General features: G+C 77.5%; 16 protein-coding genes. 11 read left to right on the top strand and 5 right to left on the bottom strand.

All coding sequences use genetic code 11. The features are described 5' to 3' along the window. Positions 1-116 precede the first annotated feature (116 nt). The 4 genes from ACI8AD_RS18480 to ACI8AD_RS18465 all read left to right on the top strand — a co-directional run bounded on the left by ACI8AD_RS18480 (position 117) and on the right by ACI8AD_RS18465 (position 4,094). A complete protein-coding gene (locus ACI8AD_RS18480; protein WP_456871984.1) occupies positions 117-1,061 on the top strand; it encodes a glycosyltransferase family 2 protein in 945 nt (314 codons plus the stop codon). After that, complete coding sequence (locus ACI8AD_RS18475; RefSeq protein WP_456871983.1) at positions 1,058-2,155, top strand: mannose-1-phosphate guanylyltransferase; 1,098 nt, start codon at positions 1,058-1,060, stop codon at positions 2,153-2,155. The genes ACI8AD_RS18480 and ACI8AD_RS18475 overlap by 4 nt, the downstream gene beginning before the upstream one ends. 127 nt (positions 2,156-2,282) lie before the next feature. Beyond that, positions 2,283-3,053: an SDR family NAD(P)-dependent oxidoreductase gene (locus ACI8AD_RS18470; protein WP_456871982.1), complete on the top strand. Its 771-nt coding sequence runs from the start codon at positions 2,283-2,285 to the stop codon at positions 3,051-3,053. Between the two features lie 54 nt (positions 3,054-3,107). Further along, complete coding sequence (locus ACI8AD_RS18465) at positions 3,108-4,094, top strand: DNA-3-methyladenine glycosylase family protein (protein ID WP_456871981.1); 987 nt, start codon at positions 3,108-3,110, stop codon at positions 4,092-4,094. A 207-nt stretch (positions 4,095-4,301) separates the two neighbouring features. Here ACI8AD_RS18465 and rfbA read toward each other — a convergent pair whose 3' ends face one another. The 3 genes from rfbA to cofD are packed head-to-tail and all read right to left on the bottom strand — an operon-like array spanning position 4,302 to position 7,220. Beyond that, positions 4,302-5,171 (bottom strand): glucose-1-phosphate thymidylyltransferase RfbA, encoded by an 870-nt coding sequence (gene rfbA / locus ACI8AD_RS18460; RefSeq protein WP_456871980.1) that lies wholly within the window; start codon positions 5,169-5,171, stop codon positions 4,302-4,304. A gap of 29 nt (positions 5,172-5,200) precedes the next feature. Then, complete coding sequence (locus tag ACI8AD_RS18455; RefSeq protein WP_456871979.1) at positions 5,201-6,268, bottom strand: coenzyme F420-0:L-glutamate ligase; 1,068 nt, start codon at positions 6,266-6,268, stop codon at positions 5,201-5,203. Continuing rightward, positions 6,261-7,220 carry a 2-phospho-L-lactate transferase gene (cofD, locus tag ACI8AD_RS18450; protein WP_456871978.1) on the bottom strand — a complete coding sequence of 320 codons (960 nt, stop codon included), beginning with the start codon at positions 7,218-7,220 and terminating at the stop codon, positions 6,261-6,263. Before cofD ends, ACI8AD_RS18455 begins: the two co-directional genes overlap by 8 nt. Before the next feature lie 312 nt (positions 7,221-7,532). Here cofD and ACI8AD_RS18445 point away from each other — a divergent pair, with 312 nt between their 5' ends. Both ACI8AD_RS18445 and ACI8AD_RS18440 read left to right on the top strand, forming a co-directional pair. After that, entirely contained in the window at positions 7,533-7,784 is a 252-nt protein-coding gene (locus ACI8AD_RS18445; protein WP_176449815.1) for a WhiB family transcriptional regulator, read from the top strand. A gap of 166 nt (positions 7,785-7,950) precedes the next feature. Further along, positions 7,951-8,865, top strand: a complete 915-nt coding sequence (locus ACI8AD_RS18440; RefSeq protein ID WP_456871977.1) for a hypothetical protein — start codon at positions 7,951-7,953, stop codon at positions 8,863-8,865. Here the strand turns inward: ACI8AD_RS18440 and ACI8AD_RS18435 are convergent. Continuing rightward, positions 8,840-9,820 (bottom strand): hypothetical protein, encoded by a 981-nt coding sequence (locus ACI8AD_RS18435; protein WP_456871976.1) that lies wholly within the window; start codon positions 9,818-9,820, stop codon positions 8,840-8,842. The two genes, ACI8AD_RS18440 and ACI8AD_RS18435, sit on opposite strands and share 26 nt — an antisense overlap. A gap of 61 nt (positions 9,821-9,881) precedes the next feature. Between ACI8AD_RS18435 and ACI8AD_RS18430 the strand changes: the two genes are divergently transcribed. After that, positions 9,882-10,784 carry a hypothetical protein gene (locus ACI8AD_RS18430; RefSeq protein WP_456871975.1) on the top strand — a complete coding sequence of 301 codons (903 nt, stop codon included), beginning with the start codon at positions 9,882-9,884 and terminating at the stop codon, positions 10,782-10,784. 5 nt (positions 10,785-10,789) lie between these two features. Here ACI8AD_RS18430 and ACI8AD_RS18425 read toward each other — a convergent pair whose 3' ends face one another. After that, complete coding sequence (locus ACI8AD_RS18425; protein WP_089402248.1) at positions 10,790-11,269, bottom strand: metallopeptidase family protein; 480 nt, start codon at positions 11,267-11,269, stop codon at positions 10,790-10,792. Positions 11,270-11,474: 205 nt separating this feature from the next. Here ACI8AD_RS18425 and ACI8AD_RS18420 point away from each other — a divergent pair, with 205 nt between their 5' ends. From ACI8AD_RS18420 to ACI8AD_RS18405, 4 genes are all read left to right on the top strand, one after another. After that, on the top strand, positions 11,475-11,825 hold the full coding sequence (locus ACI8AD_RS18420) for a DUF3499 domain-containing protein (protein ID WP_089402638.1): 351 nt from the start codon (positions 11,475-11,477) through the stop codon (positions 11,823-11,825). Positions 11,826-12,013: 188 nt separating this feature from the next. Then, positions 12,014-13,375, top strand: coding sequence for a phosphomannomutase/phosphoglucomutase (locus ACI8AD_RS18415; protein ID WP_456871974.1), 1,362 nt, complete (start codon positions 12,014-12,016; stop codon positions 13,373-13,375). Next, positions 13,372-13,605, top strand: coding sequence for a Trm112 family protein (locus tag ACI8AD_RS18410; RefSeq protein WP_456871973.1), 234 nt, complete (start codon positions 13,372-13,374; stop codon positions 13,603-13,605). Before ACI8AD_RS18415 ends, ACI8AD_RS18410 begins: the two co-directional genes overlap by 4 nt. After that, positions 13,602-14,744 (top strand): SIS domain-containing protein, encoded by a 1,143-nt coding sequence (locus tag ACI8AD_RS18405; RefSeq protein WP_456871972.1) that lies wholly within the window; start codon positions 13,602-13,604, stop codon positions 14,742-14,744. The genes ACI8AD_RS18410 and ACI8AD_RS18405 overlap by 4 nt, the downstream gene beginning before the upstream one ends. Positions 14,745-14,795: the final 51 nt, after the last annotated feature.

The following is a 14,795-nucleotide window of genomic DNA, read 5'->3' as shown; positions in this document are numbered from 1 at the left end:
CCGGGAACTTCGTGACGGGACCGTCCCCCTCGTCCCACCGGTCACACCGGGCCCCTGCCTCACCCGGGCCCGGCCGGGGTGCGGGGAGCCCCGGCGCGCGCCTCTACAGTTCCCGGGTGCCCGGGAACAGCTCACCCGAGACCCTGCGCGTGGTGGCGGTGACGTACTCACCCGGCGAGGCGCTGGAGGGGTTCGTCACCTCGCTGGCGAAGGCCACCACGCGCCCGGTCGAGGTCGTGCTGGCCGACAACGGCTCCACCGACGGCGTCCCCGAGCGGGTCGCCGCGGAGCACCCGCACGTCCGGCTGCTGCGGACCGGGGGCAACGTCGGCTACGGCGCGGCGGTGAACGCGGGCCTGGCCGGGGCGCCCGGCCGGCACGCGCTGGTGGCCAACCCCGACGTCCGCTTCGAGCCCGGCTCGGTCGACGAGCTGCTGGCCGTGGCCGCCCGCTGGCCGCGTGCGGCCACCGTGGGCCCGGCGATCCGCACGCCGGAGGGCGAGCTCTACCCCTCGGCCCGCGACCTGCCCCGGCTGTCCACCGGCGCGGGGCACGCGCTGCTGGGCTGGGCGTGGCCGGCCAACCCCTGGACGGCGCGCTACCGCCGCGAGCGGGAGGCCCCGCGCGAGCGCACCGCCGGGTGGCTGTCGGGCTCGTGCTTCCTCGTCGACCTCGAGGCGTTCCGGGCCGTCGGCGGCTTCGACCCGGGCTACTTCATGTACTTCGAGGACGTCGACCTCGCCGAGCGTCTCGGCCGCGCGGGCTGGCTGCACGTCTACGCGCCCACCGCCGTCGTCGTGCACGAGGGCGGGCACGCCACCCGACGCGAGCCGCACCGCATGCAGCGGGTGCACCACACCAGCGCGCTGCGCTACCTCTCCGGGCAGTACCCGGGCCGCCGCTACGCCCCGCTGCGGGCGGCGCTGCGCGCCGGGCTGGGCGGCCGGATGCTGGTGTCCTACGTGAGCGGCCGGGTGGCGGCCGGGGCGCGGTTCCAGCGCCGGGCCGACGACGTCGGCCGCGCCGCCCGCGCCCGCGCACGACGGGGGGTGGACGCGTGAGGCACGCCGTCGTCATGGCCGGCGGGTCGGGCACGCGGCTGTGGCCGCTGTCGCGGGCCGCCCGGCCCAAGCAGCTGCTCGACGTCATCCAGGACGGCGACGGCGGGGCGCACAGCCTGCTCGCCGAGGCCTTCGCGCGGCTGGAGACGCTGCTGCCGGCCGAGCGGATCTGGGTGTGCACCGCGGCCCGCTACGGCGCGCAGGTGCGCGCCGCGCTGCCGCGGCTGCGCCCCGACCGGCTGGTGCTCGAGCCGGTCGCCCGCGACACCGCCAACGCCGTCGGGCTGGCCGCCGCGCTGGTGGCCGAGGCCGACCCGGACGCCGAGCTCGCCGTCGTCAGCGCCGACCACGTGATCCGGCCCGTCGAGCGGTTCGCCGCCGCGCTGGGCACCGCCTACGACGCCCTCGCCGTGCGGCCGCGGGCACTGGTCACCCTCGGCATCCGGCCCACCGCGCCGGCCACCGGCTTCGGCTACGTGCGCCGCGGCGCCGCCACCGAGGTGCCCGGCGTCGCGGAGGCCGCCGCGTTCAAGGAGAAGCCCGACCGGGCGACCGCCGAGGGCTACCTCGCGTCGGGGGAGTACCTGTGGAACTCCGGCATGTTCGTGTGGCGGGCGCGCACGGTGCTCGACGCGCTCGCGGAGCACCTGCCGGCCTCGGCCGAGGGGCTGGCGCGGGTGGTGGCCGCGCCCGCCGGGCCGGAGCGCGACGCCGTCCTCGCCGAGGTGTTCCCGACCCTGCCGAAGACCAGCGTCGACTACGCCGTCCTCGAGCCCGCGGCCACCGAGCCCGGGCGGGTGCTGGTCGCCGACCTCGACGCCGAGTGGCTCGACGTCGGCTCCTGGCCGGCGCTGGCCCAGACGCTGGCCACGGTCGAGGGCAACGCCGTCGGCGGCCTGGCGGTGACCTTCGACAGCGCGGGCAACATCGTCTTCAGCGACGACCCCGACCACCTGGTCGCGCTGGTCGGGGTCCGCGACAGCGTCGTCGTCGCCACCGCCGACGTCACGATGGTCTGCCCGGTCTCCGACGCCGAGCGGGTCAAGCAGCTGCTCGCCGCCGTCGAGGAGCGCTTCGGCCGGCGCTTCAGCTGACGCCGGCGCGGAGCGTGTGCGCCCGCGCCGCAGGAACTGGCCGGGGACGCGGCACCGGCGCACACGCCCGAGGTCGGCACGGGCACCCGGCGCGGTGATCGTCGCCGGGCGTGGTGGGATGCGGGGCATGCAGAGCTTCGACGTCGCAGCTGTCGTGTCCGGCGGGGCCTCCGGCCTCGGGGAGGCCACCACCCGTGCGCTGGTCGCGCGCGGCGCCGCGGTGACCGTCCTCGACCTCAACGAGGAGCGCGGGAAGGCGCTGGCCGGCGAGCTGGGCGGGCACACGACGTTCGTCCGCACCGACGTCACCGACGAGTCGCAGGTGGCCGCCGCGGTCGAGGACGCCACCGGCAAGGACCGGCCGCTGCGGATCGCGATCAACTGCGCCGGCATCGGCTGGGCCCAGCGCACCGTCGGCAAGGGCAACGTCGCCCACGACCTCGACCCGTTCGTCCGCACCGTCATGGTCAACCTGGTGGGCACCTTCAACGTGCTGCGCCTGTCCGCCGCGGCGATGGCCGCCACCGAGCCGGAGGAGGACGGCGAGCGCGGCGTCGTCGTCAACACCGCCTCGATCGCGGCCTTCGACGGGCAGATCGGCCAGGTCGCCTACAGCGCCTCCAAGGGCGGCATCGTCGGCATGACCCTGCCCGCCGCCCGCGACCTGTCCAGCGTCGGCGTGCGGGTGTGCACCATCGCGCCCGGGCTGGTCGACACCCCGCTGCTCGGCGGCCTGCCCGAGGAGGCGCGCACCGCGCTGGCCAACGGCATCCCCTTCCCCAAGCGGCTGGGCCGCCCGGAGGACTTCGCGCAGCTGGCGCTCGACATCGTCGAGCACGGCTACCTCAACGGCGAGGTCATCCGGATGGACGGCGCGCTGCGCATGGCCCCGCGCTGACCCCCGGCGCCCGCCGACCCGACCCGGACGGCTCCCTCTTCCCCGGAGACCCGCGTGACCACAGCCCTGCCGGCCCCGACCCCGCCGGCACCGCGCCCCGCGCCCGACGGCGTCGACACCGTCGGCACCGAGGGCGCCGACTTCGCCGACCGCTGGCGGCCGGACTGGCCGCTCGACCTGCGGGCGGTGCTGTACCCCCACCAGCGCAGCGCCGGTGACCCGGCGATGCAGTGGGACGGCGACGCCGTCTGGCGGACGACGACCACCCCGTGCGGGCCGGCCACGGTGCGGATCACCCACCGGGCCGGCGAGGTGCAGGTGCTGGCGTGGGGGCCAGGAGCGGAGTGGGCCGGCACGGCCGTGCCCGGCTGGCTCGGTGCCGACGACGACCCGGCGGGCTTCGACCCCGGCGGCCACCCGCTGCTGCGCGAGATCGCCCGCCGCACGCCCGACCTGCGGCTGAGCCGCACCGGCCGGACCTGGGACGCGCTGGTCCCCGCCGTCCTCGAGCAGAAGGTCACCGTGGTCGAGGCGCACCGCGTCTGGCGGGCGCTGCTGCGGCTGGCCGGCGACCCCGCGCCCGGGCCCACCCCCGCGGGCATGCGGGTGCTGCCCTCACCGCGGCGGCTGCGCGAGGTCACCGACTGGGAGTGGCACCGCTGCGGCCTCGACGGCGCTCGCCGGCGGGCGCTGCTGCACGTGGCGTCGGTCGCCCACGCCCTCGAGCCCGACGCGGACTGCGACTCCCCGACGCTGCAGCGGAGGCTGCGCACCGTCCCCGGGATCGGGGTGTGGACAGCGGCGGAGGTCGTGCAGCGCACCCACGGCTGCCCCGACACCGTGAGCTACGGCGACTACCACCTCAAGAACCTGGTGGGCTGGTCGCTGGCCCGCCGCAAGACCGACGACGACGGGATGATGGTGCTGCTGGAGCCCTGGCGCGGGCACCGGCAGCGGGTGGTCCGGCTGCTGCGGGTCGGCGGGAGCATGCCGCCCCGGCGCGGCCCGCGGACGGCGCCGACGAACTACCGCCGCATCTGACGACCCGGCGTCGCACCCGACGACCCGGCGTCGCACCCGACGACCCGGCGCCGCACCCGACGACCCGGCGCGCCATCTGACAAGCGGGCGCCGTCCTCCCGCACCGCAGCACGTCCTCCCTCGCCGCAGCGCATCCTCCCTCGCGGTGCACCGTGCGGGAGGACGCCCGACGATCAGGTCACCTGATCCCGGCGGGGCGGACCCGGCTCAGCGGCCGTCCTCCAGCAGGGCGAGCAGGTAGTCGCCGTAGCCGCTCTTGCCCAGCGGCTCCGCGGCGCGGCGCAGGCCGTCGTCGTCGAGCCAGCCCTGCCGCCAGGCGACCTCCTCGATGCAGCCGACCTTGAGGCCCTGCCGCTCCTCGACCACCGACACGAACTCCGTCGCCTGACGCAACGAGGCGAAGGTCCCGGTGTCGAGCCAGGCGGTGCCCCGGTCGAGGACGGTGACGGTGAGCCGGCCCTCGCGCAGGTAGTGCTCGTTCACGGCGGTGATCTCCAGCTCGCCGCGGGCGCTGGGCCGGATCGACCGGGCCACGTCGACCACGCCGGCCTCGTAGAAGTACAGCCCCGGCACGGCGTAGGAGCTCTTCGGCCGGGCCGGCTTCTCCTCGATGGACAGCACCCGGCCCGCGCGGTCGAACTCGACGACGCCGTAGTCGGCCGGGTTGGCCACGTGGTAGGCGAAGACGTGCCCGCCGTCGGGGTCGGGCAGCCGGCCCAGCGCCGTGCCGAGGCCCGCGCCGTAGAAGATGTTGTCGCCCAGCACCAGGGCCACCGACTGGTCGCCGAGGAAGTCCGCGCCGATGAGGAACGCCTGCGCCAGCCCCTCCGGCCGCTCCTGCACGGCGTACTCCAGGCGCATGCCCAGCCGGGTGCCGTCACCCAGCAGCGCGCGGAAGGCTGCCTGGTCGCCCGGGGTGGTGATGACCAGCACCTCGCGGACCCCGGCCATCATCAGCGTGGACAGCGGGTAGTAGACCATCGGCTTGTCGTAGACCGGCATGAGCTGCTTGCTGACCGCCTGCGTGATCGGGAAGAGGCGGCTGCCGGTGCCCCCGGCCAGGATGATCCCCCGCATGGCCGCCGAACCTACCGACGGCGGGGCGCTCAGACCCGGGGGGAACCGAGCCACAACCTCCCGACGAGGGAGGAGCCCCCGGGCGTGCCCACCGGCTCCCAGCGGGTCGTCCAGCCCTCGGCGTGCAGCTGGACGACGACCGCGCCGAGCAGCGCCCCGAGGTTGAGCGCGGCGGTGGTGGTGGCCCGCTCGGGCAGGTGCACGTCGACGACGCCGTCGCCCTCCCCGCCGTGCCGCAGCACCACGGGGAACTCCGGCAGCGCCGCGCTGGCCACGCGGAACGCCGCGGCCACCGCCTCGCGGTCGCCGTCGCGGGGCACCAGGTCCGCCGCCGGCCGGCGGCTGCCGACCAGGTCGCGGCTGCCGTAGGGGAACAGGTCGCCGGGCCCCAGCCGCACCAGCGCCCGCGCGCCGGGGTCGGCTCCGGGGTCGTCGCCGGGCGGCTCGAAGGCCAGCCCGCGGACGACGGCGACCGGGACGCCGTCGAGCTTGCCCTTGACCAGGTCGGCGGCCGAGGCCAGCTCGTCGACGACGGCGACCTGCGTGGTCTCCAGCCGGTTGCCGTGCGCGTCGACGGCGCCGCGGTGGTCGGTCAGCGGGGGGATGCCGGCCGACCCGACCGCGACGTCGGTCAGCCCCTCCCGCCAGGTGCGGCCGAAGGTGTCACTGACGACCACCGCCACCTCGACGCCGAGCAGCTCCCGCAACCGGCCGCGCAGCCGGCGGGCCGAGGCGTCGGCGTCCTCGGGCAGCAGCACCAGGGCGTCGCCGGGCACGTTGGAGGCGTCGATGCCGGCCGCGGCCACCACCCAGCCGTGCCGGGTCTCCACGATGCGCAGCGGCCCGCGGCGGGCGACCACGCGCACCGACTCGGCGTCGATGGCCCGCTGGCGGACGGCCTCGCGGTCGGCGCCCGGTGGCACGGCGACCACCCGGCCCTCCACCTTGGACACGACCTTGGAGGTGACGACCACGACGTCGCCGTCGGCCAGCCACGGCGCCGCCCCGGCCACCGCCCCGGCCAGGTCGTCGCCGGTGGTGAACTCCGGCAGCCCGCGCACGGGCAGCACCCGCAGTCCGTCGACCGGGCTAGACACCCGCGGCGTCCAGCGCGGCGCGGGCCATCGCCGCGGTGGCCTCCGGCGAGCTCATGAGCAGCGGCACCGCCCGGACGTCGACGCCGGGCACCTGCGCGGCGTCGCCGGTGTGCACCAGCCAGGCGTCGAGCAGCCCGCCGTCGGACCGGGCGCCGTAGTGGCGGCCCACGCCCTCGGCGCTGACCTCCACGCCGAGCACCGGCAGGCAGCGGTCGGCCATCCCGCGCACCACGCCGCCGTCGACGACGGGGGAGACCCCGACGACGCGGCCGGGGGTGGCGCGCAGCGCGTCGCGCAGGCCGGGCACGCCGAGGATCGTGCCGATCGACACCACCGGGTTCGACGGCGCCAGGACGACGGCGTCGGCGCGGGCCAGGGCCTCGACCACCCCGGGCGCCGGGCGGGCCTGCTCGGCGCCGACCTGCACGAAGGCGTGCGGCTGCGGCTCGGCGCGGTGGCGCACCCACCACTCCTGGAAGTGGATCGCGCTGCGCCGCCCGGTGCCGGGGTCGTCGACGACGACGTGGGTCTCCACCCGCTGGTCGCTCATCGGCAGCACGGTGACCCCCGGCTGCCAGCGGGCGGCCAGCGCGGCGGTGACGTCGGAGAGCGGGTAGCCGGCGTCGAGCATGCGCGTGCGGACCAGGTGGGTGGCCAGGTCGCGGTCGCCCAGCCCGAACCACGTCGGCTCGGCGCCGTAGGCGGCCAGCTCCTCCTTGACCGTCCAGGACTCCCCGGCCCGGCCCCAGCCGCGCTCGGGGTCGATGCCCCCGCCGAGGGTGTAGACGACGGTGTCGAGGTCCGGGCAGATCCGCAGGCCGTGCATCGTGACGTCGTCGCCGGTGTTGACCACCGCGGTGACCGACGACGGCGGTGCGACCTCCCGGAGACCGGTGAGGAAACGGGCCCCGCCGACCCCCCCGGCGAGCACGACGATCTCCACGAAAGTCATCGTGCCCCATGGGCAGTTGTCCACTGTTCGACGGGCGTGTCGGGTACGTGCACGAGAACTGACGAACGACCCGTGACGGGTGTGGCTCCTGTGGTCAAGCGCTTACACCGGGCGCAGTTGACGCTCGGGCAACGACACGCGTGTAATTCCGGCGGTGTGAGGCGCGGGGAGCGCCGGGACGGTCCCGGCGCCCGGCGCCCGGACGACAGCGAGAGGGGACGCATCGTCATGGCAGAGGTCTCGTGGCTGAGTGACTACATCGGCGCATCGGAGCGGGCCGGCCGCAGCGCCGGCCCGGCCGACGAGGGGCTGATGGGCATGCTCGGCATGGGCCTGACCGACGACGTCGCCTCCTGGCAGGAGCGCGCGCTGTGCGCCGAGACCGACCCCGAGGCGTTCTTCCCGGAGAAGGGCGGCTCGACCCGCGAGGCGAAGAAGATCTGCACCGGCTGCGAGGTCAAGGCCGAGTGCCTCGAGTACGCGCTCGCCAACGACGAGCGGTTCGGCATCTGGGGCGGGCTCTCCGAGCGGGAGCGCCGCCGGCTGCGCCGCCGCGCCATCTGAACCACCGGGCCGCCCACAGCGGCCCGACGGGACCGTCCGACACACCGCCGTGCGACACCCCCCGTCCACCACCGCAGCCCCCGACGGCACCGCCGTCGGGGGCTGCGGCGTCCCCGGGCCGGGTATCCGGACGGCGCGGGGCCGGGTGGAGTGGTCGGATGGAGGGGTGGGCCCCGGCAGCGGTGAGACGGCGGGGCGGGGCACCCGCGTCGTCCTGGGGCGGGCGCAGGTCGCGCGCGAGGTCCGCGCCGCGGTGCCGCTGGCCCGCGCCGTCCGGGCCCCGCTGACCGCGTCGGCACCCTGGCTGACCACCGTGCTGTCGGTGCAGGCCGCTCGCCGGCCACGGCTGGTGCCCGCCGCGGTGGTGGTCGAGCCGCACCGGCCGGGCCCGCCCGACGCCCTCGCGCTGCTCGCCCTGGCCACCTCCGGTCCCGTGGTCACCGCCACGCTGCTCGGTGACGGCCTGCCCGTCCCCGGTGGCCGGCCCGCCGCCCGGCTGCCCGCCCGCGACGAGGACGCCGCCGCGCGGCTGGCCGCCGGGCTGCTCGGCCTGCTCACCTCGCTGCGCCGGCCCTGGCGGATGCGGCTGGCCGGGCTGCCGCTGGGCGACCCGACGGTGCGCGCGCTGGGCCGGCTGCGACCCGACGCGGTCGTGGCCACCGCCCGCAGCCGGCGCCTGGTCGACGACCTCGCCACCGTCCCCGGCCGGCTGGTCCGCAGCCGGGACGCCCGGGCGGTCGACGCCGCGCTGCCGGCCCTGCTGGCTGGCGAGCGCGACCCCCGCGCCCGCGACCTGGTGCGCGCCGCCGCCCGGCTGCACGCCGCCCTCGGCCGGCTCGAGGTGGCCACGGTCACCGACGGGGGCCGGCCGCGCGCCGCCCTGCTCACCCTCCTCGACGGCGACCCGGCCGGCGGGGACCGGCTGCCCTGGTGGGGTCGGGCTGCCTCGGAGGGGCTGCGTGAGGAGGCCGGCGCGCCACTGGTCGGCGTCTCGGTGGTCGGCCGCGGCCGGGTGGTGCGCGCGGTGGCCGACCGCGTCGTGCCGCTGCTGCCGGTCAGCCCGCGACGTGCACGCGGCTGAGCAGCGGGTCGGCGAGCGACTCCGCCCGCTCGGTGCCGAGGAACACCGTCCCCTCCGCGGGCGCCTCGCCGTCCTCCAGCGGCGCGGCCGGGGCCACGGTGACGCTGAGGTCGTAGACCCGGCCGGTGTAGGCCGGCGGCGTGCCGGCCGGTCGCGTGTAGGTGGGGAAGCGCCCGGCCACCCGCAGCGCGTCGCCGTCCCGGGTCACGCCCAGCGCCGGGGTCGGCAGGTCGGCGTACTCGGTGCCGGTGGGCGTGCAGCCGGCGTCGGCCGGGTCGTCGGGGGCGGTGGTGCCCAGGCAGTTCCAGGTGGGCAGCCGCACGTGCGCCAGGGCCGTGCCGTCCTCGCCGACGGTGACGCTCACCGCCGGGTAGGCGACGGTCACCCCGACCGCGCGGTGCTCCAGCACCAGCCCGCCGAAGGCCGCCCGGGCACTCGTGCCGTCGTCGCCGAGCGGGACGGAGCGCACCGCGAGCAGCCCGGCGCCGCGCTCACCGGACAGCGGGTCGGCCGGCACCGGGGGCAGGTCCGGCGTGCGGGGCGCCGGCGCGGGGGCCGAGGGGGACGGGGCGGCGGTGGTCGGGGGGGCCGCCGCCGGGGACTCGCCCGCGCGGCCGGTGACCAGCGCGACGCCGGCGAGGACGGCGACCAGCGCCAGCGCCGCCGCGGCGAGCCCCGCCACCGCGCGGGTGACCGGCTCCTCCTCGGTCTCGGCGAGCGGCTCCGCCCGTGCCGGGACCGGGCGGGCGGGCGTGCCCGGCGGCGCCTCGAGGAACCCGGGGAGGTCGTCGTGCGCCCAGTGCCGCGCCGCGTCAGGGGGTGGGGCGTCTCGGGGTGAGTCGGGCGCCGTGCGGGTGGGCGGCGGGGTGCGGGCCAGCAGCACCGCCACCGCGACCAGCGCCGGCAGCGCCGCGGCGAGCACTCCCCAGGCGGCGATCGGCGCGGCGGGGTCCATCCCCCAGAGCATCGCAGGGCGCCTGCGTGCGGCAGGGGCGGCGCCCTGACACGATCCCCGGGTGGCCGAGAGCGAGACGACGTCGTCCGGGATCCGCGACCGCGTGACCTCGCTGCTCACCGAGCTCGGCGTCGCCCAGCCGGTGCTGTCGGTCGCCGACCTCACCGCGCGCCTCGGCGTGGTGCAGGGCGTGCTGGCCGACCGGGTCCTCGACCTCGCCGTCACCGAGAGCGGCCGCCGCCGGCTGCGCGCGGAGCTGCGCGGCCGGCGCTGGGCCGAGGAGCGCAAGGTCGGCGTCCCGGAGGTGCTCGCCGCCGCCGACGACGGCCGCTGGCTGCTGTCGCGCCGGGTCCACCCCGGGCCCTCCGGCGGCCAGCGGTGGACGGCGGCGGCGGTGGAGACGGCGGTGCGCATCGCGCCGCTGCCGGTCCCGCCCGGGCAGCCCTGGTCGCCACCCGCGGGTCCCGCGCTGCGCCGGGCGCGGTCGACGGTCGGCGACACCGGCCGGCTGCTGCGCGGCGGCCTGCGGCTGGGCGAGCTGCGCGCCGTCCGCGCCGCCGCGGCCCAGCTGCCGCTGTCGGAGGTCGGGCACGGCGACTACCGCGCGGCCAACCTCGTCCTCGACGGCGACGCGCCCGAGGGCGAGCAGCGGCTGGTCGTGCTCGAGTGGTCCGGCGTGCGCGCCGCGCCCCGCCACCGCGACCTGCTGACGCTGTGGGCCACCACCCCCGGCGCGCAGGACCGGGCGCAGGTCGGCGAGGTCGTGCTCTCCCGCACCGCAGGCTGGGAGGAACCCGACGTGGGCCTGCTGTGGCACGCGGTGGCCCTCGAGCAGCTGGTGGCCCGGCTGACCCGCGCCGACCGCGGCGACGGGCTCGACGTCGCCTTCGCCCGCGCCCGCCTCGACGAGGCGCGCCGGATGGCCGAGGAGCTCGGCAGCCCCGTCGCCCCGGGCGGCCGGTAGCCGCTTCAGGCGGTGGGGTCGATCTCCTCGGGGTCGCGGCCCAGCAGCACGGCCACCTGGTCGACGACGACGTCGCGCACGAGGTCGGCGAGGTCGTCGCGGTCGTGCGCCCGGATCTCCAACGGCCGCCGGTAGACGACGATCCGCGCGGGCACGTCCCGGCCGTCCTCGCGGTGGGCGGGCAGGACCCGCGCCAGCGGCACCGTGGCGTCGTCGAGGACGTCGGGGTCGAGGACGACCTCGTCGGGGCTGGTGTGGTCGACCCAGGGCACGTCCTCGACGGCGAACTCCACCCCGGCCAGCTCGCGCTCCCAGCGCCGCTCGATGTCCTCGACCGCGTCCAGGACGAGGTCGTCGAACTGCTCGGCGCGGCTGCGCGACAGCGGCACCTCGTCGGGGACCAGGCGGCCGCGCAGCCCCCGGCCGTGCCGGTCGCGGCGGGAGCGGGGCGGGCCGGCGGAGGGGCGCGGGGCGGGTCGGCTCATGGCGGGGCGAGCGTACGGCGCGCCGCAGCGGTCGGGCAGCGTGCGCCGCGGGCGGTCCGCGGCGCCCCTGGTCGTGCCGGCGGCGACCCGGTGGCGGGGCGCGCGGGGACGTCGGGTTGGATGGGAGAGGAGGGGCCGGCGAGCGGTGCGCCTGCTCGCCGGAGACCCCGCACGCGGCTACTGTGCCTCGCGTGAGGAACCGGTGGTGAGGCAGTCACGTCGCTGCTCGCGCAGCGGCTGCGCGCAACCGGCGGCGGCGACCCTGACCTACGTCTACGCCGAGTCGACCGCCGTCGTCGGCCCGTTGGCCACGTTCTCCGAACCGCACAGCTACGACCTCTGCGAGTTCCACGCCGAGCGGCTCACCGTGCCGCGGGGCTGGGAGGTCGTCCGGCACGAGATCGACGTCGAGGACTCCGGCCCGACCGGGGACGACCTGCTCGCGCTGGCCGACGCCGTCCGGGAGGCGGCCCGCCCCGAGCCCCCGCGCGCCCCGGCCGACGACGGCCGCGGCACCCGCCGCGGCCACCTGCGGGTGCTGCCCGACCTGGACTAGACGGAGGACCCCGCCGTCCCCGTCGGCCCCGTCCAGAGGCTCGCGCCGAGCGTGCGAGGCGCTGGAGGCCCTGTCCGGAGGCTCGCCGCGAGCTTGCGAGCGGTGAGGGATGGGGTCCTCGCGAGGGTCCTTATAGGGTCGACCGGCACCGGGGACGGCCCGGGCACGGCTCCAGGCGAGGGTGGGCAGTGGCAGGTCTGTCGTCGATCATCAAGGCCTACGACGTCCGGGGCGTGGTCCCCGACGAGTGGGACGAGGACGTCGCACGGCGCATCGGCGCCGCGTTCGCCGAGTTCGTGGCGACCGAGAGCGGCGCGACCACCGTCGTCACCGCGCACGACATGCGCCCCTCCTCGGTCCCGCTGTCGCGGGCGTTCGCCGAGGGCGTCCGCTCCCGCGGCGTCGACGTCGTCGAGGCGGGGCTGGGCTCCACCGACCTGCTGTACTTCGCCGCCGGGTCGCTCGACGTGCCGGGCGCGATGTTCACCGCCAGCCACAACCCGGCGCAGTACAACGGCATCAAGCTCTGCCGCGCCGGCGCCGCCCCGATCGGGCAGGACTCGGGGCTGGCCACCATCCGCGAGTGGGCCGAGCGCGACGGCTACGAGCGCACCGTCGACCGGGCCGGCGAGACCGCCTCCCGCGACGTGCTGCACGAGTACGCCGCGCACCTGCACTCGCTGGTCGACCTCTCGACGATCCGGCCGCTGCGGGTCGTCGTCGACGCCGGCAACGGCATGGGCGGGCACACCGTGCCGGTCGTGCTCGACGGGCTGCCCCTCGACGTCGTCCCGCTGTACTTCGAGCTCGACGGCACCTTCCCCAACCACGAGGCCAACCCCCTGGACCCGGCCAACCTCGTCGACCTGCAGGAGGCCGTCCGCCGCGAGGGCGCCGACATCGGCCTGGCCTTCGACGGCGACGCCGACCGCGTGTTCGTCGTCGACGAGCGCGGCGAGCCGGTCAGCCCCTCGGCGGTCACCGCGCTGGTCGCCGTCCGCGAGCTGGCCAAGGGCCGCGGGACGACGGTCATCCACAACCTGATCACCTCCCGCGCGGTGCCCGAGATCGTCCGCGAGCACGGCGGGCAGCCGGTACGCACCCGCGTGGGGCACTCGTTCATCAAGGCCGAGATGGCCCGCACCGACGCCGTGTTCGGCGGCGAGCACTCCGCGCACTACTACTTCCGCGACTTCTGGCGCGCCGACACCGGGATGCTCGCCGCCATGCACGTGCTCGCCGCGCTCGGGGAGCAGAGCCGGCCGCTGTCGGAGCTGACCGCCGCCTACAGCCGCTACGCCGCCTCGGGGGAGATCAACTCCACCGTCGACGACGCCGCGGGGCGCACCGCCGCCGTCCGCGAGGCGTTCGAGGCCGACGGCGCGACGTTCGACGAGCTCGACGGGCTGACCGTCGACCTCCCCGACGGCTCCTGGTTCAACCTGCGGGCGAGCAACACCGAGCCGCTGCTGCGGCTCAACGTCGAGGCGCCCGACCGGGCGCGGATGGAACGGCTCAGGGACCGAGTGCTGGAGATGGTGCGCGCATGACCGCTGCAGGCCCGCTCGGGCTGGACCCGGTGCTGCTGGGGATCCTCGCCTGCCCCGACACCCACCACAGCCCGCTCACCGTCGACGAGGCGGCCGGCGAGCTGGTGTGCGACACGTGCGGCCGCGCCTACCCGGTGCGCGACGGCATCCCGGTGCTGCTGCTCGACGAGGCGCGGGACCGGCGGGCGGGCGGGGACCGGCGCCCCGGCGGCGGGCCGGCGACGCCGTGACCTCGCCGGAGCTGGCCGAGGAGGTCCTCGACGACCCCGAGGTGCTGCGCGCCCGCGACCCGCGCGGCCTGCTGCCCGCCGTCGCCGGTGCCGGCGCGCAGGTCCGCGAGACCTCGCGGCTGGTCGACGAGGCGGGCCTGGAGACGGTCACCGGGGGAGGACGCCCGCGCGGGCTGGTGATCGTCGCCCGCCGGGAGGGGGCCGTGGCCGCGTCGGTGCTGCGCGCGCTGCTGGGCCCGTCGAGCCCGGTCACCGTCGACGTCGTGCCCGGCCCGGACCTGCCGGTGTGGACCGGCCCGACCGACGTCGCCGTCGTCGCCACCCGCACCGGCGCCGGCCGGTACGCGGTCACCCCCGCCTACGAGGCCGCCCGCCGCGGCGTGACCCTGCTCGGCATCGGCGCCGAGGACGCCCCGCTGCGGGCGGCCTGCTCGACGGCGCGGATGCCCTACGTGCCGCTGCCGCGCTCGCGGGTCCGGCACACCACGCTGTGGTCGCTGCTGACGCCGCTGCTGCGGCTGGCCACCGACCTCGGGCTGCTGCGGCCGGAGGTGGCCGACCCGGCGGCGATCGCCGAGGCCCTCGACGAGATCGCCGTCGAGTGCGGGCCGGCGCAGGAGTCCTTCGTCAACCCGGCCAAGACCCTCGCCCTCGAGCTGCTCGACGCGTTCCCGGTGATCGCCGCCGAGGGGCCGCTGGCCGACACCGTCGCCGACCGCTTCGCCGACCAGCTCGCCACCCTCGCCGGCCTGCCCAGCAGCGGGTTCCGGCTGCCCGACCAGCGGGTGGCCGCCTGCGCCGTCCTGTCCGGGCCGCTGGCCGCCGGCGACCCCGACGACTTCTTCCGCGACCGCGCCGAGGACACCGGCCGGCGGCTGCGGCTGCTCACCGTCCGCGACACCGACGCCGCCCAGCACGACGGCGCGGGGGAGCGCGAGCCGCGCTCGGCGCAGGAGGCGATGGCGGAGGTGCTGCGCACCGCGGCCAGCGGCAACGTCCCGGTCAGCGGCCTGGCCGAGCACGGCGACCCGGACCGCCACGGCCGGCTGCCCCGCCTGGCGCGGCAGCTGGCGGTCGCCGACTTCAGCGCCGTCTACCTGGCCCTCGCCCTCGACCAGGAGCGGGCACTGCGCCGCTGAGCGCACCGGCGACCCCCGTCACCGGAGGTCCACCGGACGTGCGCGTTCCGA

Source organism: Geodermatophilus sp. SYSU D00766, assembly GCF_054049915.1.
Note: the sequence above shows the minus strand (reverse complement) of the source record. Positions and strands in the feature narration are given on the sequence as shown.

Excerpts from the sequence above, each read along its gene's own strand:
- ACI8AD_RS18470 (WP_456871982.1), top strand. The coding sequence starts at position 2,283 with ATGCAGAGCTTCGACGTCGCAGCTGTCGTGTCCGGCGGGGCCTCCGGC.
- rfbA (WP_456871980.1), bottom strand. The coding sequence starts at position 5,171 with ATGCGGGGGATCATCCTGGCCGGGGGCACCGGCAGCCGCCTCTTCCCG.
- cofD (WP_456871978.1), bottom strand. The coding sequence starts at position 7,220 with ATGACTTTCGTGGAGATCGTCGTGCTCGCCGGGGGGGTCGGCGGGGCC.
- ACI8AD_RS18445 (WP_176449815.1), top strand. The coding sequence starts at position 7,533 with ATGGGCATGCTCGGCATGGGCCTGACCGACGACGTCGCCTCCTGGCAG.
- ACI8AD_RS18435 (WP_456871976.1), bottom strand. The coding sequence starts at position 9,820 with ATGGACCCCGCCGCGCCGATCGCCGCCTGGGGAGTGCTCGCCGCGGCG.
- ACI8AD_RS18425 (WP_089402248.1), bottom strand. The coding sequence starts at position 11,269 with ATGAGCCGACCCGCCCCGCGCCCCTCCGCCGGCCCGCCCCGCTCCCGC.
- ACI8AD_RS18410 (WP_456871973.1), top strand. The coding sequence starts at position 13,372 with ATGACCGCTGCAGGCCCGCTCGGGCTGGACCCGGTGCTGCTGGGGATC.